16 protein-coding genes are annotated in these 18,715 nt (G+C 61.9%); 8 read left to right on the top strand and 8 right to left on the bottom strand.

Translation table 11 applies throughout. The annotated features are described in order from the left end of the window. Nucleotides 1–121 precede the first annotated feature (121 nt). Entirely contained in the window at nucleotides 122–856 is a 735-nt protein-coding gene (locus tag H7A77_RS03715) for a 1-acylglycerol-3-phosphate O-acyltransferase (protein WP_004937266.1), read from the top strand. Nucleotides 857–988: 132 nt separating this feature from the next. Continuing rightward, nucleotides 989–2,404: a cell division protein FtsP gene (gene ftsP / locus H7A77_RS03710; RefSeq protein WP_033644615.1), complete on the top strand. Its 1,416-nt coding sequence runs from the start codon at nucleotides 989–991 to the stop codon at nucleotides 2,402–2,404. 17 nt (nucleotides 2,405–2,421) lie between these two features. On the opposite strand, the gene H7A77_RS03705 is transcribed toward ftsP, so the two are convergent. Further along, the gene (locus H7A77_RS03705; RefSeq protein WP_042785390.1) at nucleotides 2,422–3,333 is read right to left on the bottom strand and encodes a LysR family transcriptional regulator; all 912 of its coding nucleotides are present in this window, start codon (nucleotides 3,331–3,333) and stop codon (nucleotides 2,422–2,424) included. 136 nt (nucleotides 3,334–3,469) lie between these two features. Between H7A77_RS03705 and xapA the strand changes: the two genes are divergently transcribed. Further along, nucleotides 3,470–4,291: a xanthosine phosphorylase gene (gene xapA, locus H7A77_RS03700; RefSeq protein WP_182073838.1), complete on the top strand. Its 822-nt coding sequence runs from the start codon at nucleotides 3,470–3,472 to the stop codon at nucleotides 4,289–4,291. Between the two features lie 81 nt (nucleotides 4,292–4,372). Next, complete coding sequence (locus H7A77_RS03695; protein ID WP_033651349.1) at nucleotides 4,373–5,623, top strand: nucleoside permease; 1,251 nt, start codon at nucleotides 4,373–4,375, stop codon at nucleotides 5,621–5,623. A 34-nt stretch (nucleotides 5,624–5,657) separates the two neighbouring features. Here H7A77_RS03695 and H7A77_RS03690 read toward each other — a convergent pair whose 3' ends face one another. Then, a complete protein-coding gene (locus H7A77_RS03690; RefSeq protein ID WP_182073837.1) occupies nucleotides 5,658–6,590 on the bottom strand; it encodes a PfkB family carbohydrate kinase in 933 nt (310 codons plus the stop codon). Beyond that, nucleotides 6,587–7,984 (bottom strand): cytosine permease, encoded by a 1,398-nt coding sequence (locus H7A77_RS03685; protein WP_042785387.1) that lies wholly within the window; start codon nucleotides 7,982–7,984, stop codon nucleotides 6,587–6,589. Before H7A77_RS03685 ends, H7A77_RS03690 begins: the two co-directional genes overlap by 4 nt. 658 nt (nucleotides 7,985–8,642) lie before the next feature. Here H7A77_RS03685 and H7A77_RS03680 point away from each other — a divergent pair. Then, a complete protein-coding gene (locus H7A77_RS03680) occupies nucleotides 8,643–9,377 on the top strand; it encodes a GntR family transcriptional regulator (protein ID WP_033644622.1) in 735 nt (244 codons plus the stop codon). A gap of 80 nt (nucleotides 9,378–9,457) precedes the next feature. Beyond that, nucleotides 9,458–11,626 (top strand): YgiQ family radical SAM protein, encoded by a 2,169-nt coding sequence (locus H7A77_RS03675; protein ID WP_182073836.1) that lies wholly within the window; start codon nucleotides 9,458–9,460, stop codon nucleotides 11,624–11,626. A gap of 62 nt (nucleotides 11,627–11,688) precedes the next feature. Here H7A77_RS03675 and H7A77_RS03670 read toward each other — a convergent pair whose 3' ends face one another. The 3 genes from H7A77_RS03670 to yqhD all read right to left on the bottom strand — a co-directional run bounded on the left by H7A77_RS03670 (nucleotide 11,689) and on the right by yqhD (nucleotide 14,712). Then, nucleotides 11,689–12,294, bottom strand: a complete 606-nt coding sequence (locus H7A77_RS03670; RefSeq protein WP_033644624.1) for a transglycosylase SLT domain-containing protein — start codon at nucleotides 12,292–12,294, stop codon at nucleotides 11,689–11,691. Nucleotides 12,295–12,436: 142 nt separating this feature from the next. Beyond that, nucleotides 12,437–13,261: a 2,5-didehydrogluconate reductase DkgA gene (gene dkgA, locus H7A77_RS03665; protein WP_016930128.1), complete on the bottom strand. Its 825-nt coding sequence runs from the start codon at nucleotides 13,259–13,261 to the stop codon at nucleotides 12,437–12,439. 287 nt (nucleotides 13,262–13,548) lie between these two features. Further along, nucleotides 13,549–14,712, bottom strand: a complete 1,164-nt coding sequence (gene yqhD / locus H7A77_RS03660; protein WP_033644626.1) for an alcohol dehydrogenase — start codon at nucleotides 14,710–14,712, stop codon at nucleotides 13,549–13,551. 226 nt (nucleotides 14,713–14,938) lie between these two features. Here yqhD and H7A77_RS03655 point away from each other — a divergent pair, with 226 nt between their 5' ends. Beyond that, complete coding sequence (locus H7A77_RS03655; RefSeq protein WP_202396379.1) at nucleotides 14,939–15,826, top strand: AraC family transcriptional regulator; 888 nt, start codon at nucleotides 14,939–14,941, stop codon at nucleotides 15,824–15,826. 19 nt (nucleotides 15,827–15,845) lie between these two features. Here the strand turns inward: H7A77_RS03655 and H7A77_RS03650 are convergent, their stop codons facing one another. Beyond that, on the bottom strand, nucleotides 15,846–16,874 hold the full coding sequence (locus tag H7A77_RS03650; RefSeq protein WP_033644628.1) for an NAD(P)-dependent alcohol dehydrogenase: 1,029 nt from the start codon (nucleotides 16,872–16,874) through the stop codon (nucleotides 15,846–15,848). A 107-nt stretch (nucleotides 16,875–16,981) separates the two neighbouring features. Between H7A77_RS03650 and H7A77_RS03645 the strand changes: the two genes are divergently transcribed. Then, nucleotides 16,982–17,902 (top strand): LysR family transcriptional regulator, encoded by a 921-nt coding sequence (locus H7A77_RS03645; RefSeq protein ID WP_042785382.1) that lies wholly within the window; start codon nucleotides 16,982–16,984, stop codon nucleotides 17,900–17,902. A 10-nt stretch (nucleotides 17,903–17,912) separates the two neighbouring features. Here H7A77_RS03645 and H7A77_RS03640 read toward each other — a convergent pair whose 3' ends face one another. Next, nucleotides 17,913–18,575 (bottom strand): DedA family protein, encoded by a 663-nt coding sequence (locus tag H7A77_RS03640; RefSeq protein ID WP_033644630.1) that lies wholly within the window; start codon nucleotides 18,573–18,575, stop codon nucleotides 17,913–17,915. Nucleotides 18,576–18,715: the final 140 nt, after the last annotated feature.

Below are 18,715 nucleotides of genomic sequence, written 5' to 3'. Positions count from 1 at the left end.
GCGGGAAAATAGCGAGAAATGCAGGCGACATAGGCGTGCTTTCCGCCTGGTCGGCAAATAATGAGTAAAGGAATCTGCGCAGCGAAGTAAACTGCGTTGGCAGTGTGCTAATGAGGTTGTTATGTTATTGATTTTGCGTGCCGTTCTCGCCACTCTTTTCTGTATTCTGGTGTGTATTTTCGGTTCGGTTTATTGCTTGTTCAGTCCGCGTAATCCTCGCCATGTGGCGACCTTCGGCCATCTTTTCGGCCGTCTGTCGACGCTGTTCGGCATCAAGGTTGAAACCCGCGTGCCGGCCGATGCGGCCAACAACGGCAACTGCATCTATATCGCCAACCACCAAAATAACTACGACATGGTGACGGCCTCTAATATCGTGCAGCCGCGCACCGTGACGGTCGGTAAAAAAAGTCTGGTGTGGATCCCGTTTTTCGGCCCGCTGTATTGGCTGACCGGTAATCTGCTGATAGACCGTGATAATCGCGCCAAGGCGCACGGCACCATCGCCCAGGTGGCGGAGCAGTTCAAGAAGAAAGACATTTCGATCTGGATGTTCCCGGAAGGGACCCGCAGCCGCGGCCGTGGGCTGATGCCGTTTAAAACCGGCGCGTTCCACGCGGCCATCGCCGCCGGCGTGCCGATTGTGCCTATCTGCGTATCCACCACCAGCGGTAATATAAATCTTAATCGCTGGAATAACGGTCATGTGATCGTCGAGATGTTGGCGCCGGTGGATACCAGCAAATACGGCAAAGAAAACGTGCGCGAGCTGGCGGCCCATTGCCGCGAGCTGATGGAGGCGAAAATCGCCGAATTGGACGCCGAAGTCGCCCAGCGCAACGCCGCCAAAAAATAAGAGTCTACCGGCTTCAAAGAAGAGTTTTTTAATTGGCGTTCAGCGCCGTTAACGCCTGAGCGCCTGCTAATCTTGATTGGCGGGCGTTTGGGTTTTGCACACGGTTTAGTTATTGCTTTTCATGGAGAAAATATGTCACTCAGTCGACGTCAGTTTTTACAGGCATCGGGCCTGGCGCTGTGCGCGGGCGCCGTGCCGCTGAGGGCTGAGGCGAGCGGAACGCAGACCCCATTACCCATTCCCCCGCTGCTGGAGTCTCGCCGCGGTCAGCCGCTGTTCCTGACCTTGCAGCGCGCCCATTGGGCGTTTATGGATAACCGCAAAGCGGCGGTGTGGGGCATCAACGGCATGTACCTGGGGCCGACGGTGCGGGTTTACAGCGGCGACGACGTCAAACTGATCTACAGCAACCGCCTGCAGGAGCCGGTGGCGATGACCATCAGCGGTCTGCAGGTGCCGGGCACGCTGATGGGCGGCGCGCCGCGCATGATGTCGCCCAACGTCGACTGGTCGCCGGTGCTGCCCATTCGTCAGGCGGCGGCTACCTGCTGGTACCACGCCAACACGCCAAACCGCATGGCGCCGCACGTGTACAACGGGCTGGCCGGGCTGTGGCTGGTGGAGGATGCCGTCAGCAAAGCGCTGCCGCTGCCCAACCACTACGGCGTCGACGATTTCCCGCTGATCATTCAGGACAAACGCTTCGATAACTTCGGCACGCCGCAATACGATGCGCCGTCGCAGGGCGGCTTCGTCGGCGATACGCTGTTGGTCAACGGCGTGCAAAACCCGTATGTCGACGTGTCGCGCGGCTGGGTGCGTTTGCGTTTGCTCAACGCCTCCAACGCGCGGCGTTATACCCTGCAGCTCAGCGACGGGCGGCCGTTCAACGTGATCGCCAGCGATCAGGGCTTCCTGCCTGCGCCGGTTGCGGTGCAGCAGCTGTCGCTGGCGCCGGGCGAGCGCCGGGAAGTGCTGATCGACATGTCGAAGGGCGACGAGGTGACCATCACCGCCGGTGAAGCGGCGGGCATCATGGATCGCCTGCGCGGCCTGTTCGAGCCGTCGAGCATTCTGGTGTCCACCCAGGTGCTGACGCTGCGCCCGACCGGCCTGCTGCCGCTGGTAACCGACAACCTGCCGATGCGCCTGCTGGCGGATCAGCTGTTGGACGGCAGCGCCAGCCGCACCCGCGATTTCCGCCTGGGCGACGGCGGCGTCGGCATCAACGGCGCAATTTGGGACATGAACCGCATCGACGTACAGGCGCAGCAAGGCACCTGGGAACGCTGGAACATTCATGCGGATACGCCGCAGTCGTTCCATATTCAGGGCGTGCAGTTCCTGATCAAACGCGTCAACGGCGCGCAGCCGATGGCGGAAGATCGCGGCTGGAAGGATACCGTCTGGGTCGATGGCGACGTCGAGCTGCTGGTGTATTTCAACCAATCCACCTCCGAACACTTCCCGTTCCTGTATTACAGCCAGACGCTGGAGATGGCCGATCGCGGCACCGCCGGCCAGCTGATGGTGCAGCCGACGATGTAACCCGCTCTGCGGGCCGCTTAGGGCGCCCGCAGCATCGCCAAAAAAGCCTGCACCACCGGCGTGACGCTGTCGGTACGGTATACCGCATACAGATCCGCCGGGGGCGCCTGCTGCAGCGAGCAAAACCGCACGCCGGGCCACGGAATGCGGCCGTAGCTGTCCGGCAGCAGCGTAATGCCGCAGCCTTCCGCCACCAGCGCCAGCAGGGTTTGCGGTTCATTGACTTGATAAGCGACGTCCGGCAAAAATCCCTGCTGCAGACACAGATTGTGCAGATACAGCCCCAGGCTGGCCTCATGCGGCGGCAGCACGATGAAGCTGTCGTTTTGCAGCGCCGCCAGTGGGATATTCTCCTGCTGCGCCAGCGGATGATCGAGCGGCAGCACCACGGCGATGCTTTCGCGCGCCAGCCGTTGGCAGCTCAATCCCGGCAGCGTCTGCTGCTGCGCCTCTCGCCATACCCCGATATCGATATGCCGCTTTTGCAGCGCGGCGATTTGCTGGCTGGGCGTCAGCTCATTCAACGACCAGGTAGCGCCGACGCTCTGCTCGCTGAACCGCCGCAGCGCCGCAATCAAGCCGCCCCAGGCCGAGGTGCCGACCATGCCGACCACCATGTGGCCGCCTTCGCCGCGCCCCATTTGTTGCACCTGATGCAGCGCGCTGTCGGCCTGATCCAGCAGCCGCTCGACGTTGCGCAGCAGCGTGCGGCCGGCCGGCGTCAGCGTCATGGAGCGGGTGGTGCGTTTGAACAGCACCACGCCGAGTTGGCTCTCCAGTTCCTTGATGTGCTTGCTGAGCGGCGGCTGTGACATATTCAACCGCCGCGCCGCCTGAGTGAAATTCATCTCTTCCGCCACCACGCGGAAATAGTGCAGCAGGCGGAAGTTAATCCGACCGGGATCGGGCAGGGCATGGGGCGGGTTCATCCGGGGTATCGCCTCCTGTGACGCAGCTCAACTTATAGATAAATGGAATAAATCGGCCGCCAAGAATGTATTGGTCTCGGCCGCGCCTCGCTCTCTACTATGGGGCTTATTGTCCCCCGCTTAAAGAGAGAATACGATGTTTAATCAAGAAGATGCTTTTATCTGCGCCGATGTTGTCCGCGCACGTCTGCCGGGTTTTCAGCCGAAAGCGGCCTTGATTCTCGGCTCTGGGCTCGGCGCTCTGGCGGAGGTGATGACTGAAACCGTCACCCTCGATTACGCGGCGCTGCCTGGCTTCCCGGTGAGCGGCGTCGTCGGCCACGCCGGGCAACTGGTCGCCGGCAAGCTGGAGGGCGTGCCGGTCTTGTGCATGAAAGGGCGCGGCCACTTCTATGAAGGGCGCGGCATGCAGGTGATGACCACCGCAGTGCGCACCTTCAAACTGCTGGGCTGCGAATTCCTGTTGGCGACCAACGCCGCCGGTTCGCTGCGCCGCTCGGTAGCGCCGGGCAGCCTGGTGGCCATTACCGATCATATCAATTTCATGCCGGAATCGCCGCTGGTCGGCGCCAACGACGAGCGCTTCGGGCCGCGCTTATTCAGCCTGGCGAACGCCTACGATCGCGATCTGCGCGCCCAACTGGCGGCGGTGGCCGAAAGCGCGGGCATCCCGCTGGCGGAAGGGGTGTTCGCCGCTTACACCGGGCCGAACTTCGAAACGCCGGCGGAGATCCGCATGATGCAGACCCTCGGCTGCGACGTCGTGGGCATGTCGATCGTGCCGGAAGTCCTGACGGCGCGCCACTGCGGTCTCAAGGTGCTGGTGGTGTCCGCGATGACCAACTACGCCGAAGGGCTGTCGGATACGCCTCTTTCTCACGAACAAACGCTCAGCTGCGCGGCGCTGGCGGCGGACGATTTCATGCGCCTTATCCGCGAGCTGTTCAAAACGCTGTGACACCGTAAGCAAACCGGCGGCGGGCTGCAGTGGGCCCGCCGCACCAATCATCGTTGAAAGCATAATAACAAGGTGATGGCGATGGCGATAAAAACACGATTGAAGGTGATGATTTTCCTGCAGTTCTTTATCTGGGGTGCCTGGCTGGTGACGCTGGGCTCCTATATGATCAACACGCTGCATTTCAGCGGCATGCAGGTGGGAATGGTGTACAGCGCCAAGGGGATCGCGGCGCTGATCATGCCGGGCCTGGCGGGCATCATCGCCGACCGTTGGATGAGGGCCAACTACCTGTATGCGCTTTGCCACCTGCTCGGGGCGTTGGCGCTGTACTGTGCGGCGCAGGTTGAGCAACCGATGCTGATGTTCTGGGTAATGCTGTTCAACGCCATGGTCTATATGCCGACCATCGCGCTCTCCAACGCCATTTCCTATTTTTGCCTGGAGAAGCACGGCTTTGACACGGTAAAGGACTTTCCGCCGGTGCGGGTGTACGGCACCGTGGGATTCATTCTGGCAATGTGGCTGGTCGGTTTCAGCCAAATCGAGCTCAGTAATCTGCAGCTGTATCTGGCTTCTGCGGCGTCGCTGCTGCTGTCCGCCTATTCGCTGACGCTGCCGCGCTGCCCGACCAACCGCGCGGCCGAGTCGAAGCGCTGGGTGAGCGTGCTGGGGCTGGATGCGCTGGTGCTGTTTCGCCAGCGGCGCATGGCGCTGTTTTTCCTGTTCGCCATGTTGCTCGGCGCGGCGCTGCAGATAACCAACACCTTCGGCAACCCGTTCCTGCACGATCTGTCGCTCAATCCGCTGTATCAGGACAGCCTCAGCGTCCGGTATCCGGCGGTGCTGCTGTCGCTGTCGCAGATCTCTGAAGTGTTCTTTATCCTCACCATTCCCTTTTTCCTGCGCCGTTACGGCATCAAGCAGGTGATGCTGATCAGCATGGCGGCCTGGACGCTGCGTTTTCTGTTCCTGGCCTACGGCACGCCGGTCGGTTTTGGTTTCGTGCTGCTGCTGTTGTCGATGATCGTTTACGGTTGCGCGTTCGACTTCTTTAATATTTCCGGCGCCATTTTCGTCGAGAAGGAGGCCGATCACCGCATCCGCGCCAGCGCGCAGGGGCTGTTCATGACCATGGTCAACGGTCTGGGCGCCTATGTGGGGGCGCTCGCCAGCGGCGAAGTGGTGGATTTCTTCAGCCATGACGGCGTGAAAGACTGGCAGAGCATCTGGCTGGTGTTTGCGCTGTATACGCTGGTGCTGGGGATTGTGTTCGCGTTGAGCTTCAACTATCGCCACTCGCCGCAGGAGAGTGCGGCGGCGGCGCAGTAAGGCTGAGGGCGCTGGATGGTGGCGCCCTGAAACGTCAGGCCTGCGGGAAGCGTTGTTGCAGTTGATGCCGGTCCGGCGGATTGGCGGCGCCGAGGCTGGCCACCACGCAGGCGGCGACCCGGTTGGCCAGATCGACCGCCCGCGGCAGCGGCCAGCCGGCGGACAGCCCCGCCAGCAAACCGGCGCAGTGGGCATCGCCCGCGCCGATGGTATCGATGACGTCCACCGGATAGGCGGGAACGTGCAGCGGCGGCGTGCGGCCGTCGCAGATCCAGGCGCCGTCGCGATCCAGGCGGCAGATCAGCGTTAGGTTACGGGCGGCGGCATAGCGCTGCGCGGCATCCACGGCGTCGCCGGCGCCGCACAGCGCGGCCACTTCGTCGCGGTTGAGCGTCAGCAGGGTGTGGCTGTCGCTGAGCATGGCGAAGAAATCTTCGCTGAGCTGGGCGATGCGCGGGCCGGGATCGATCAGACGCGGTTGGTCGAACGGCATGCGCGTCAGCCACTCGCGCAGCGCTTCGCCGTTTTCGCCCGCCAGCTCGTAGCCGCTGGCGTAGATCAGGGTGTGTTCCGTCAGCGGCAGCGTGGCCAGCTGCGCTTTATTCCATTGGCTTTCGCAACCGGAAACCGTGATGAAGGTGCGTTCGCCGTTCGGCTCCACCAGCGCCAGGCACCAGCCATTGTCCATCTGGCCGTGGCGCAACAGCACCTCCAGCCCCAGTTCGCCCATGGCGGCTTCGATCGCCGCGCCCCATTCGCCGTTGCCGACCGGCATACCGTTGATCACCGGCACTTCAAGGCGCGTCAGCGCGCGCGCCACGTTGAACGCGCAACCGCCGATTTGCCGCGCCTGCGGCTGGGCTTCGATATCTTCGCCGCTGGACGGCAGGCGCGGCAGCGTCATCACCAGATCGCCGACCGCGCCCCCTATCACCAGGACAGGCGTTACAGCTTCCCACTCATTCATTGATGTTCTCTGCGTTGGGTCAGGTACAGACCGTAAGCGATCAGACTAACCGCAAACGACACAAACAGCCCCAGGCTGGAGTCGGCAAACAAGCCTTTAGCCAGCGGGCCGTCGATAAAACCGGTTTTGGTGACCAGCAGGCCGCACAGGGCGCCGAGGAACCAGCAGAACAGCGGGGCTTTGCGCACGCCGCGGTTCTGGCCATGCAGACCGTACAAAGCGTTGCCATCATACCCGTGGCGGCGGCGCAGGCACAGGTAATCGAGCAGGAAAATCGCCTCCCAGGCCGCCAGGAACACCCCGCAGAACACCAGGAAGGAGATGAACGGCCCCATAAAATCGCCGGAGATGAACAGCACATACAGGGCGATACCCAGCACTACCACGGCGTCGATCGATACCGCCAACCACTGTTTGACCTGCACGCCGATGGTCAGCAGGTTAAGGCTGGCGGAATACAGGCTGAGCACCGCGATGGTGACGATGCCGGCGGTGGCGGCCAGCAGATAAGGGATCGCCATCCAGGCGGGCAGCACTGAGCCTATCAGCGCGATGGGATTGGCGGCGTTGGCCAGATCGGGCAGCTGCACGGAAAGCAGAATGCCGGCCAGCATCAGCAGCATCAGCGGCAAACAGGCGCCGCCCATCACCGCGGCGAAAATGCTTTTGCTCGACGAATTCGGGCTTTGATAGCGGCTGTAATCGGCGCCGGCGATCGCCCAACTGATGCCGGTACCGGCGGCGATCACCGAGACCGCCGGCAGGAAGCCGGTCAGCCAGCTGCCGGAAGGCAGCGCCAGCACCTGGCTCCACTCGGTGTTGAACAGGATATAAAGCACCACGATCAGCGTCATGGTGCCGAAGATGCGGCTGAACCAGCTTTGCATCCAGACTACGGTATTCTGCCCCAGCAGGCTGACGACGATAGTGAGCCCGGCGAACAGCAACAGGCTGAGCGCGGTCAGCAGATGGCTGGCCCCCAGCCCGAAGGCCTCGAACAGCGCCGCCAGCGTCAGGGTGCCGGTGATCACGTTGACCGCTTCCCAGCCCATCAGATTGATCCAACTGAACAGGGTAGGCGCCACGTTGCCCTTCAGCCCGAAAATCACTCGCGACAGCGTCAGCGTAGAGGTGCGCCCGCGCTTGCCGGCGAAGCTGGTGAGGCCAACCAGCACGAAGCTGGCGACGCCGAACAAGGCGGCGAGCACCGATTGCAGGAAGGATAAGCCGAAGCCGACGATGATGGCGCCATACACCACGCCGAGAATGCCGATATTGGCTGCAGACCAGATCCAAAACAGCTCGATGGGCCGCCCGGTCTGTTCCGCATCCGGCACCCGGTCGATACCGGTGCTCTCTACCTTCCATGCTTCATTGCGATTGATATCGGTCATAGCAATTGATCCCTGTTGCGCAGGGCCTTGAGGGCCGCCGCAGTTAACTGAAAAGCGATTTTGTTGGCGCGGTTGACGCCGGCTATTCCGTTGTCGGTGAAGACGCCGATTCCGCGCAGTGTGTAGCGGCTGAGACCGCCGGGTCTGTCAAAATGAGGGCGGTATCCGCCTGATCGGGTGAGGCACGTCGGCCGCACGGCGCCAATGAGTGTAGTCAAAGAGTGGGTCTGCAGCGGGGTTTGGCGAAGCGGGAACGTTTCTATTTGCCGACATCGATCCGTTGCGCCCACCGCAAGGGGATCCTGTGATGTGGCTATGAGCAGTGAGCAAGCTATCCATTAGCTACGTTGCTTATTCTCGGCCGTTTGTGCTGACAGTATATCCCCGCTACCGGCCATCAAGGGTATCCTTTAGGGCTGGCAGCGGGTTTTTTATTGTTTTTAAAGTGGGTCCCTGGTGTTGGTGCAATTGATGTATCAACATCAATAAGCACAGATTACGCGCGATCTAGATCCAATGAAAGTCCATTAGGCAAAAATTGTGATGCCACTCTGAAAACATTAGCGATATTTTAGTTAATGTGAGGGGCTTATCGCCGGATCGGCGATAGGATAAAAAACGAAATCCAGACAAATGGCATAGGTAAGAGGGCGGGCGAATGACGGATTTTATGGCCTGGCTGCGTGAACATCTGGCGCAGGGGGCGGCGGCGCCGCGCTATATTCAGCTGGCGACGGCGATAGAAACCGCGATCAGGCAGCAGGTGCTGGCGGCGGAGGCATTTCTGCCGCCGGAGCGACACATGGCGGAAGGTTTGGCGCTGTCGCGCGTCACCGTCAGCAAGGCGATGAAACTGCTGGAGGAGAAGGGGCTGATTTCGCGGCAGCAGGGCGTTGGTACCCGCGTGGCGATGCGTATCGGCTATTCCCTCGATAAGGACAGCGGTTTTACCGCTCAGGCGCTGCGTCACGGCAGCAGCGTCAGCAACCGATGGCTGCTGCGCGCACGGGTCGGCGCGCCGGCCAAGGCCGCGGCGGCGCTGGGGATCGCGGAAGGGGATGAGGTGGTCAAACTGCGGCGTTTACGCTTGCTGAACGGCAGCCCGGTCTCGCTGGAAACCACCTATATTCCGCTGCGCTTCCTGCCTGAACCGGCGCAGTTGGAGCATTCGCTGTATGCGTTATGGCAATCGCGCGGCATCGTGCCTGAAGATAAACACTTTTTGTTGAAGGCGGTGTCCTGCAGCGGCGAGGTCGCCGAGCTGCTCAACGTACCGTGCGGCGCGCCGTTGTTGCACATCATCCAAACCAGCCGCAACGCCCGGGGCGAGGCGCTGGAGTTCAGCGATATCTTGTGCCGCAGCGACGTTTATGAATTCGAGGTGAATGGTTAGCGAAATAACCATGCTCTTTTTGCCACTAGTGCGTATAATCGCCGCCCGGCGATTAATTAACCTGTAAAAAGAGCAGCAGAATGAGCACCACCAGCCTGATCCAACCCGATCGTGAACTGTTTTCTTATAAGCCTTATTGGGCGGAATGTTATGGCACCGCGCCGTTTTTACCGATGTCGCGAGCAGAGATGGATCAACTGGGCTGGGACAGCTGCGACGTGATCATCATCAGCGGCGACGCCTATGTCGATCACCCGAGCTTCGGCATGGCGATCATCGGCCGCATGCTGGAAGCGCAGGGCTTCCGCGTCGGCATCATCGCGCAGCCGGACTGGAGCAACAAAGAAGACTTCATGCGGTTGGGGAAACCGAATCTGTTCTTCGGCATCACCGCCGGCAACATGGATTCGATGATCAACCGCTATACCGCCGATCGCAAACTGCGCCACGACGACGCCTACACCGCCGGCAACGTCGGTGGCAAGCGCCCGGATCGCGCCACCCTGGTCTACAGCCAGCGCTGCAAAGAAGCCTATAAAGACGTGCCGATCGTGCTGGGCGGCATCGAAGCCAGCCTGCGTCGCATCGCCCACTACGACTATTGGTCGGATACCGTGCGCCGCTCGGTGCTGGTGGACTCCAAAGCCGACATGCTGATCTACGGCAACGGCGAACGCCCGCTGGTGGAAGTGGCGCACCGTCTGGCCGCCGGCGAGAAGATCGGCGATATCCACGATATTCGCAATACCGCGGTGATGCGTAAAGAAGCGCTGCCGGGCTGGAGCGGCGTGGATTCCACCCGCCTCGACAAGCCGGGCCGCATCGAACCTATCCCGAACCCGTACGGCGAGGATCTGCCGTGCGCCGACGGCGCCAAACCGAAGGAGCCGGAAGCCAAGCCTGTCACGGTGCGCGCCGCCAAGCCGAAGCCGTGGGAGAAGACCTACGTGCTGCTGCCGTCCTTCGAGAAAGTGAAGGGCGACAAGGTGCTGTATGCGCACACCTCGCGCATTTTGCACCATGAAACCAACCCCGGCTGCGCCCGCGCGCTGATGCAAAAACACGGCGATCGCTACGTGTGGATCAACCCGCCGGCGATCCCGCTGACCACGCCGGAGATGGACAGCGTCTTCGCCCTGCCTTACCAGCGCGTGCCGCACCCGTCCTACGGTCAGGAGCGCATTCCTGCCTACGACATGATCCGCTTCTCGGTGAACATCATGCGCGGTTGCTACGGCGGCTGTTCGTTCTGTTCGATCACCGAGCACGAAGGGCGCATCATCCAGAGCCGTTCGGAAGATTCGATCGTTCGCGAAATCGAAGAGATCCGCGACAAAGTGCCGGGCTTTACCGGCGTGATCTCCGATCTGGGCGGCCCGACCGCCAACATGTATATGCTGCGCTGCACCAACCCGCGCGCCGAGCAGACCTGCCGCCGCGCCTCGTGCGTGTATCCGGAGATCTGCACTTATATGGATACCAACCACGAGCCGACCATCAAGCTTTACCGCCGCGCGCGTTCGCTGGAGGGCATCAAGAAGATCCTGATCGCCTCCGGGGTACGTTACGATCTGGCGGTGGAAGATCCGCGCTATATCAAGGAACTGGCGACCCACCACGTCGGCGGCTACCTGAAGATCGCGCCGGAGCACACCGAAGAAGGCCCGCTGTCGAAAATGATGAAACCGGGCATGGGCAGCTACGATCGCTTCAAACAGCTGTTTGATCACTATTCGAAGCAGGCGGGCAAAGAGCAGTACCTGATCCCGTACTTCATCTCTTCGCACCCGGGCACCCGCGATGAAGACATGGTGAACCTGGCGCTGTGGCTGAAGAAGAACCGTTTCCGCCTCGATCAGGTGCAGAACTTCTATCCTTCGCCGATGGCCAACTCCACCACCATGTATTACAGCGGCAAAAACCCGCTGAGCAAGGTGGGGTACAAGAGTGAAGACGTGGTGGTGCCGCGCGGCGAGCGCCAGCGTCGCCTGCATAAGGCGCTGCTGCGTTACCACGATCCGGCCAACTGGGCGCTGATCCGCACCGCGCTGGAAGAGATGGGGCTGCAGCACCTGATCGGCAGCCGCCGCGAGTGTCTGGTGCCGGCGCCGAGCATCGACGAGCAGCGCGAAGCGAAACGGCTGCAGCGCCACACCCGACCGGCGTTGACCAAGCATACCGACATCAATCGGCAGCGCACGCCGTCCAACCGACCGCCGCGCAAACCGATTCGCAGGGCCAAGCCGTAACGACGAGGCCCGCGCGCAAACAAAAAGGAGAACCCTCGGGTTCTCCTTTTTACTTTGGCTAATTACAACCGTTCGTAAGCGGCTTCTACTTTCATCAAATGGCGCGGCGCCTGCGGGGCGGGATGGTATTTGCGCACGTGCCAGTTAAAGGCTTCCGGCGACAGGTTGTTAATCATCGCGATCGCCTGCTGGCGGTTGCTGGAGAAGGTGCGCAGCAGCGCCCCGGTGCCGTTGACGTAGGCGATGATGGTGGCGTAGCGCAGCGTGACGGGATTGGCGATCCCTTTAAGCTGTTGTTTTTGCAAGGTGGCCAGATAGGCGGCGCCGAGATCGATATTGGTGTCGGGATCCCGCAGGTCATCGTCGTCCGGGCAGCCGCGTTTGCCTTTGTAGCGGTAGGCGTCGCAGCCGGCGGTATCGGCTTTCAGCTGCATCAGACCGATCGCATTGGATCTGCTCACTGCGGAAGGGTTGAAGCCGGACTCCACCTGGATCATGGCGGTGATCAGCTTGGCGTCCACGCCGTATTCGCTGGCGGCGTCTTGAATGGCGCTATCGAAGGCGTGGCGATCGTAGCTGACGCGCTGTTTCTTGCCGGCGCAACCCGCCAGCACCAGCATGATGCAAAGCATGCCCAGCCGTGACCCGTGTGAGAAAGAGAATTTCATGGTGCTCCGTGCTTGTCTGTTTTTTTAACGGCGTTAACCGGTGGCCGGAGCCTCCGGCGTCGTCATCATAACGTCAGGCGGCGCAAAGGAGCAATGTGCGGGAAGGAAAAGCCCCCTCCGGCGGGAGAGGGCTTGAGGGGGGTTACAGGGTATCCGGATCCGGCCCCAGGCGGTTGCCGACGTCCAGCTTGGCGATCTCGCCCAGTTCGTCCTTATCGAGTTTGAAATCAAACACCTCGAAGTTTTCGCGGATGCGCGACGGCGTGACCGATTTCGGGATCACGATAAGGCCGCTGTCCAGGTGCCAGCGCACCACGATCTGCGCCGGAGTCTTCTCGTATTTCTCGGCCAGCGCCTTGATCAGCGGCTGGTCGAATACCCCTTCACCACCCTGCGCCAGCGGGCTCCAGGATTCGGTGGCGATATGGTGCGTGGCGTTCCAGGCGCGCAGCTGGCGCTGTTGCAGCAACGGGTGCAGCTCGATCTGGTTGACGACCGGCGCCACGTTGGTTTCATCCAACAGACGCTGCAGGTGCGGCGTATGGAAGTTGCACACGCCGATGCTTTTCACCAGGCCTTGTTCGCGCAGTTTGATCAGCTCGCGCCAGGCGGAGACGTATTGATCCTGCTGCGGGCGCGGCCAGTGGATCAGATACAGATCCACGTAGTCCAGCTTGAGCTTTTCCAGACTGGTTTCCAGCGCCGCCAGCGGATCGCCCTGATCGTCGTTCCACAGCTTGGTGGTGATGAACAGGTCGCTGCGCGGCAGCGCGCTGGACTGCAGCGCGGCGCCGACGCCTTCCTCGTTCTTGTAGATCGCGGCGGTGTCGATGGAGCGGTAACCGATCTCCAGCGCTTTGCTGACCGCGCGGGTGGTCTCTTCAATACTCGCCTGCCAAACGCCGAGACCCAACTGCGGCATCAGATTACCATCGTGGAGTTTGATGATGGGTTGTTGCGTTGTCATGCGCATCTCCTTGTGTACGGATTGCGGCGCCTGCGGCACCGAAACGGCTATAGATAAATTCTAGTTGGCAAAATGGGCGGTTGCCGGGTTTGCCAGCCTAATTTCAGCGGTGGCGGGAGGGCGATTTTCTCCCCGCTCTCCCTGCGAATGAGCGGTAAGACGAAGGGTGCGAAACGAGCGGCGGCGCGCTGAGGCGCCCGACTGCGCCCGGCGATCGGCCGAGCGCAGAATGCGGCGAAAAATGGCTGGCGAAGACTAAAGCCTAGCAAAAAATCGCCGTTTTGCGATTAACGCGCCGCTTCATAAATGCGGCGGCTGACGTCCAGGGTGATGTCCTGATGCTCGCCCAGGGCGGTCATGCCGTGCTGCTGCAGCTTGTCGAGCAGCGCGGGAATGCTGCTGCCGTCGAGCTGATAATCCGCCATGCGGGTCGGCACGCCCATCTGCTCGAAGAAGGCGCGGGTGGCGGCGATCGCGTCGTCGATGCGGCTGTCTTCGCTGCCTTCGCGCAGGCCCCAGACGCGTTCAGCGTACTGCAGCAGCTTTTCGCGTTTCTGCGCTTTCTTCTCGTGCAGCAGCGCCGGCAGCACGATGGCCAGCGTTTGCGCGTGGTCGAGGTCGTGCATGGCGGTCAGCTCATGACCCAGCATGTGGGTCGCCCAGTCCTGCGGCACGCCGGCGCCGATCAGGCCGTTCAGCGCCATGGTGGCGCTCCACATCACGTTGGCGCGCACCGCATAGTTCTCCGGCTCGGCCAGCGCGCGCGGGCCGTCTTCCAGCAGGGTCAACAGCAGGCCTTCGGCGAAGCGATCCTGCACCTTGGCGTCGACCGGGTAGGTCAGATACTGTTCCAGGGTGTGTACGAAGGCGTCGACCACGCCGTTGGCTACCTGGCGCGGCGGCAGCGAGTAGGTCACCACCGGATCCAGTACGGCGAAGCGCGGCTGCACCAGCGGTGAGAAGAAGTGCTGCTTGTCGCCGCTGCTCTTCCGGGTGATCACCGCGCCGCTGTTGGATTCTGAACCGGTGGCCGGCAGCGTCAGCACGCAGCCCATCGGCACCGCGTCAGTGATGTGGCTGCCGACGGTCTGCAGAATATGCCAGGCATCGCTGTCGGCCGTATAACGAGCCGCGGCGGCGATGAACTTGGTGCCGTCAACCACCGAACCGCCGCCGACCGCCAGCAGGAAATCGATGTTTTCCGTTTTCACCACCTCGACCGCTTTCATCAGGGTTTCGTAGGTCGGGTTAGGTTCGATGCCGGAGAATTCCCGCACGTCGCGGCCGGCCAGCGCGCTATACACCTGGTCGAGCACGCCGTTTTTCTTCACGCTGCCGCCACCGTAGGTGATCAGAATGCGCGCGTCCGCCGGGATCTGGCCGGCCACTTCGGCGATTTGCTGCTTGCCGAACAGGATTTTGGTTGGGGTATGCAGAATGAAGTTTTGCATGGCTGATTTCTCTCTTTCTGTCAGGCGGGCGCCAAAGCGGCGCAAAGGTTTCTGGCCCGTATTGTCAGCAACCTGGCGGTAACGCACAATGCACATTCCTGTTTGGTTCTTGCCTATTTCTACAGATGACTGTAGAAATAGAGAGTTTTAAATTATGATTTATGCCGAATCGTTCTGACTGTAAGAGGGTGTTTCCGTGACTGAAATCGATGCGCTGCGCAGCCGCATGGCGCGCCAGGCGATGGCTATCGCCACCGGCAACGGCTATACGCCGTCACCGGTGCCGCGGGTGAAGATCCTGTATGTCGATCGCCACTGCCCGCGCCAGCCGGTGATGTACGAACCGGGGATCGTCATCATCTTTCAGGGGCACAAGGTCGGCTATTGCGGCAACAAGGTGTTCCAGTACGATCCGCGCAACTACCTGCTGATGACGGTGCCGCTGCCGTTCGAGTGCGAAACCTTCGCCAGCCCGGAGCTGCCGCTGGTTGGATTGGCGGTCAATATCGATACCCAAATGCTGCAGGACTTGCTGATCGACATCGGCGACGACGACTACCTGATGCAGCCGCGCGCGGAGAGCAACGGCGTAAACCTGGCCGAGCTGACGGAAGAGCTGTTGTGCGCCACCGAACGTCTGCTGGACGTGATGGCCAAGCCGCTCGACGCTCGGGTGTTGGGGCCGCAGATCGTGCGCGAGATCCTCTACTACGTGCTGCGCGGCGCCTGCGGCGCGTCGCTGCAGGAGCTGGTCAACCGTCATACCCATTTCAGTCAGATCGCCAAGGCGCTGCGGCGCATAGAAAATCAGTATGCCGAGAGCCTCAACGTCGAGCAGTTGGCCGGCGAGGTCAACATGAGCGTGTCGGCGTTTCACCATAACTTCAAGGCGGTGACCAACACCTCGCCGCTGCAGTACGTGAAGTCGTACCGGCTGCACAAGGCGCGTTTGCTGATGGTGCATGACGGCCTGAAGGCCAGTACCGCGGCGATCCGCGTCGGCTACGAGAGCGCGTCGCAGTTCAGCCGTGAATTCAAACGCCTGTTTGGCGTCACGCCGGGGGATGAAGTCGCCCGGCTGCGCGACGCCAATCCGCTGATGCTGGAGGGGTGAGCCGCCGCCGGGCGGCGGGCTATGGGGTCAGCACGATCTTGCCGAACGGGCCGCGATCGAGGTGATCCAACGCCTGCGGCAGTTGATCGAGCCGGTATACCTGGTCGATCACCGGCTGCAGGTTGACGGCGTCCACGGCGCGCACCAGATCTTCCAGCGCGCGGCGGTGGCCGACGCCGATGCCCTGGATCGCCGCCGATTTCAGCAGCAGCAGGCCGGCGGGGGCGGTGATCTCGGCGCCCGCCAGCACGCCGATCACTGAGATGCGGCCGCCCACCGCCACGGCGCGCACCGAGTTGCCCAAATTCGGGCCGCCGACGGTATCGATCACATGGTCGATGCCGCGATCCTGCGTCAGCGCATAAATCGCCTCCACCCAATCGCCGTCCAGCCGGTTGATGCCATGATTGGCGCCCAATGCCAGGGCTCGCGCCAGCTTTTCATCGCTGCCGGAGGTGACATAGACCTCCGCGCCGTGGGCTTTGGCGATCTGCAGCGCGAACAGCGCCACGCCGCCGGTGCCTTGCACCAGCACCGTCTCACCGGCATGCAGTTTGCCCTGTTCCACCAGCGCGAACCAGGCGGTCAGCCCGGCGCAAGGCAGGGTGCTGGCCTGTACGTCGTCCAGCGACGCCGGCGCCGCCACCAACCAGTCTTCATGCAAAATCACATATTCCGCCAGCACGCCCTGATAGAAGCCGCCAAGGGTGTGGTAAGGCACCTGGCGCGCATCGCCGTACGGTTTTTGCCGGCCGTCGATCCAGCCGGGGCTGAAGGTAGAAATGACCCGGGCGCCAGGTTGGAAACGGCTGACGCCGGGCCCGACGGCGTCGACCTCGCCGGCCATGTCCGAGGCGGGGGTGAACGACTGCGGCAGCGTCAGCCCCATGCCGCTTTCAATCATCATTTTGTCGCGGTAGTTGAGCGCTACCGCCTTCACTTTCACTCTGATCTCGCGCGGCCCCGGCTGCGGGATCGCGTCGGTGGTCAGCTGCAGGTGTTCACGCCCGAGGGCGTCCATCGTCCAGCGTTGCATCGTGTCGGTCATGATGTTCTCCAAAGTCTGCGATTAACGACCTGTCGATAATATCGTTGATGAAGGTTCGCCAGTGGCGATAAGATTTCCGCAGATTGTTTCTTTTAGAGCGACAAACCATGAGCGATCGATTGAGCGGCATTTCGGTATTCGTCACCGCCGTGGAGGCGGGCAGTTTTGCGTTGGCGGCCAGTCGGCTGCACCTGTCGCGCTCGGCGGTGGGGAAAACGATCGCCCGGCTGGAACAGCGGCTGGGCGTGCGGCTGTTTCATCGCACCACCCGCAGCCAGAGCCTGACCGACGACGGCGCGTTGTTCTATGAGCGTTGCCTGCGGGCGCTGGAGGAGATCCGCGGCGCGGAAACGCTGCTGGAGTCGGGCAAGCGGCAGGTCAGTGGCCGGCTGCGGGTATCGATGCCGGTGTTGTTTGGCCGCATGTGCATCGCGCCGCTGCTGACCGAGCTGACGCGTGAGCATCCCGGCCTGGAGCTGGAGCTGTCGTTCAGCGATCGGGTGGTGGATCTGATTGAGGACGGTTTCGATATGGCGATCCGCAACGGCACGCTGGCCAACAGCAATGGGCTGGTGGCGCGGCGCATCGGCGATCACCGCATGACGCTGTGCGCCTCGCCGGCCTATCTGCAGCGGTGCGGCGAACCGCACAGCATTGAGCAACTGGCTCAGCACGAGGCGGTGACCTATATGCGCGCCGGCGCGCGGCGCAGTTGGCGGGTGCTGGACGAGAACGGCGAGCCGCAGGAAGTGATGCCGAATAACCGATTGCAGATGGACGATTTGCAGGCGATTGCGGATGCGGCGACGGCCGGGTTCGGCATCGCCTGGCTGCCGTGTTGGCTGGTGCGTGAGCAGCTGTTGAGCGGGGCGCTGGTGCGCCTGCTGCGCGATCGGCCCGGCGCCGCCTTTGAAGCGCATGCGGTGTGGCCGCACACGCCTCACCTGCCGCTGAAGGTGCGGCTGGCGGTGGATACGCTGGTGAGCAAGTTGCCGCCTCGCCTGGCGTTGGTCGAGAAAGCGCTGTAGCGCGCCGGGATCAGGAAGAGGAGGCGCGTTTTTTACGCCAGACCACCAGCATGGCGCCGAGCAGGCCGACGAACAGCAGCAGCAGCGGCAGCAGCATCAGGCCGGTCATCACCTGGCTTTCGTGGCGTTTCACCAGCGGAATTTGGCTGAAAGCGTAGCCGAGGCCGACCAGCGCGCAGACCCAGATCGCTGCGCTCAGCCAGTTGAAAACCTGGAAGCGCGAGCTGTTGAGCCCGGAAATGCCGGCCATGGTCGGCAGCAGCGTACGCACGAAGCCGAGGAAGCGGCCGATCAGCAGCGCCGTCAGCCCGTGGCGGTTGAACAGGTTATGCGCGCGCTGATGGTATTGCGCCGGCAGTTGCAGCAGCCAGCCTTTCACCAGGCTGGTGTGGCCCAGCCAGCGGCCCTGGATATAGCTCAGCCAGCAGCCGAGGCCGGCGGCGGCGGTCAGAATCAACAGGGTGGGGGCAAAGCCCATCACGCCTTTGGCGATCAGCGCGCCCGACAGCAACAGCAGGCTATCACCGGGGAGGAAGGAGGCGGGCAGCAGTCCGTTTTCCAAAAACAAGGTGGTGAAAAGTACGGCGTAAACCACCCAAATCACGCTGGGATCGGCGAGGGCGATGAAGTCCTGCTGCCAAAGCGCATGAATAATCTCTCGTAATACATCCATTTTATGTCCTGTTGCATGCCGGTTGCGCCCGGGGTCACGTTCTCCAGGATGCGGCGGTTACCGTATCTGACAGTTACCCGGTTAGTGTACCGCTAATAGCTTAAGCCGACATTAAACGAGACGAAGAAAATTACCGGAAT

The sequence above is a fragment of the Serratia sp. ME47 genome, assembly GCF_903970925.1.
Classification (GTDB): domain Bacteria; phylum Pseudomonadota; class Gammaproteobacteria; order Enterobacterales; family Enterobacteriaceae; genus Serratia; species Serratia ureilytica.
Note: the sequence above shows the minus strand (reverse complement) of the source record. Positions and strands in the feature narration are given on the sequence as shown.

Excerpts from the sequence above, each read along its gene's own strand:
- H7A77_RS03670 (WP_033644624.1), bottom strand. The coding sequence starts at position 12,294 with ATGAAATTCTCTTTCTCACACGGGTCACGGCTGGGCATGCTTTGCATC.
- xapA (WP_182073838.1), top strand. The coding sequence starts at position 3,470 with ATGTTTAATCAAGAAGATGCTTTTATCTGCGCCGATGTTGTCCGCGCA.
- yqhD (WP_033644626.1), bottom strand. The coding sequence starts at position 14,712 with ATGCAAAACTTCATTCTGCATACCCCAACCAAAATCCTGTTCGGCAAG.
- H7A77_RS03690 (WP_182073837.1), bottom strand. The coding sequence starts at position 6,590 with ATGAATGAGTGGGAAGCTGTAACGCCTGTCCTGGTGATAGGGGGCGCG.
- H7A77_RS03655 (WP_202396379.1), top strand. The coding sequence starts at position 14,939 with ATGGCGCGCCAGGCGATGGCTATCGCCACCGGCAACGGCTATACGCCG.
- H7A77_RS03680 (WP_033644622.1), top strand. The coding sequence starts at position 8,643 with ATGACGGATTTTATGGCCTGGCTGCGTGAACATCTGGCGCAGGGGGCG.
- H7A77_RS03685 (WP_042785387.1), bottom strand. The coding sequence starts at position 7,984 with ATGACCGATATCAATCGCAATGAAGCATGGAAGGTAGAGAGCACCGGT.
- H7A77_RS03715 (WP_004937266.1), top strand. The coding sequence starts at position 122 with ATGTTATTGATTTTGCGTGCCGTTCTCGCCACTCTTTTCTGTATTCTG.
- H7A77_RS03640 (WP_033644630.1), bottom strand. The coding sequence starts at position 18,575 with ATGGATGTATTACGAGAGATTATTCATGCGCTTTGGCAGCAGGACTTC.
- H7A77_RS03695 (WP_033651349.1), top strand. The coding sequence starts at position 4,373 with ATGGCGATAAAAACACGATTGAAGGTGATGATTTTCCTGCAGTTCTTT.
- dkgA (WP_016930128.1), bottom strand. The coding sequence starts at position 13,261 with ATGACAACGCAACAACCCATCATCAAACTCCACGATGGTAATCTGATG.
- H7A77_RS03675 (WP_182073836.1), top strand. The coding sequence starts at position 9,458 with ATGAGCACCACCAGCCTGATCCAACCCGATCGTGAACTGTTTTCTTAT.
- ftsP (WP_033644615.1), top strand. The coding sequence starts at position 989 with ATGTCACTCAGTCGACGTCAGTTTTTACAGGCATCGGGCCTGGCGCTG.
- H7A77_RS03645 (WP_042785382.1), top strand. The coding sequence starts at position 16,982 with ATGAGCGATCGATTGAGCGGCATTTCGGTATTCGTCACCGCCGTGGAG.
- H7A77_RS03705 (WP_042785390.1), bottom strand. The coding sequence starts at position 3,333 with ATGAACCCGCCCCATGCCCTGCCCGATCCCGGTCGGATTAACTTCCGC.
- H7A77_RS03650 (WP_033644628.1), bottom strand. The coding sequence starts at position 16,874 with ATGACCGACACGATGCAACGCTGGACGATGGACGCCCTCGGGCGTGAA.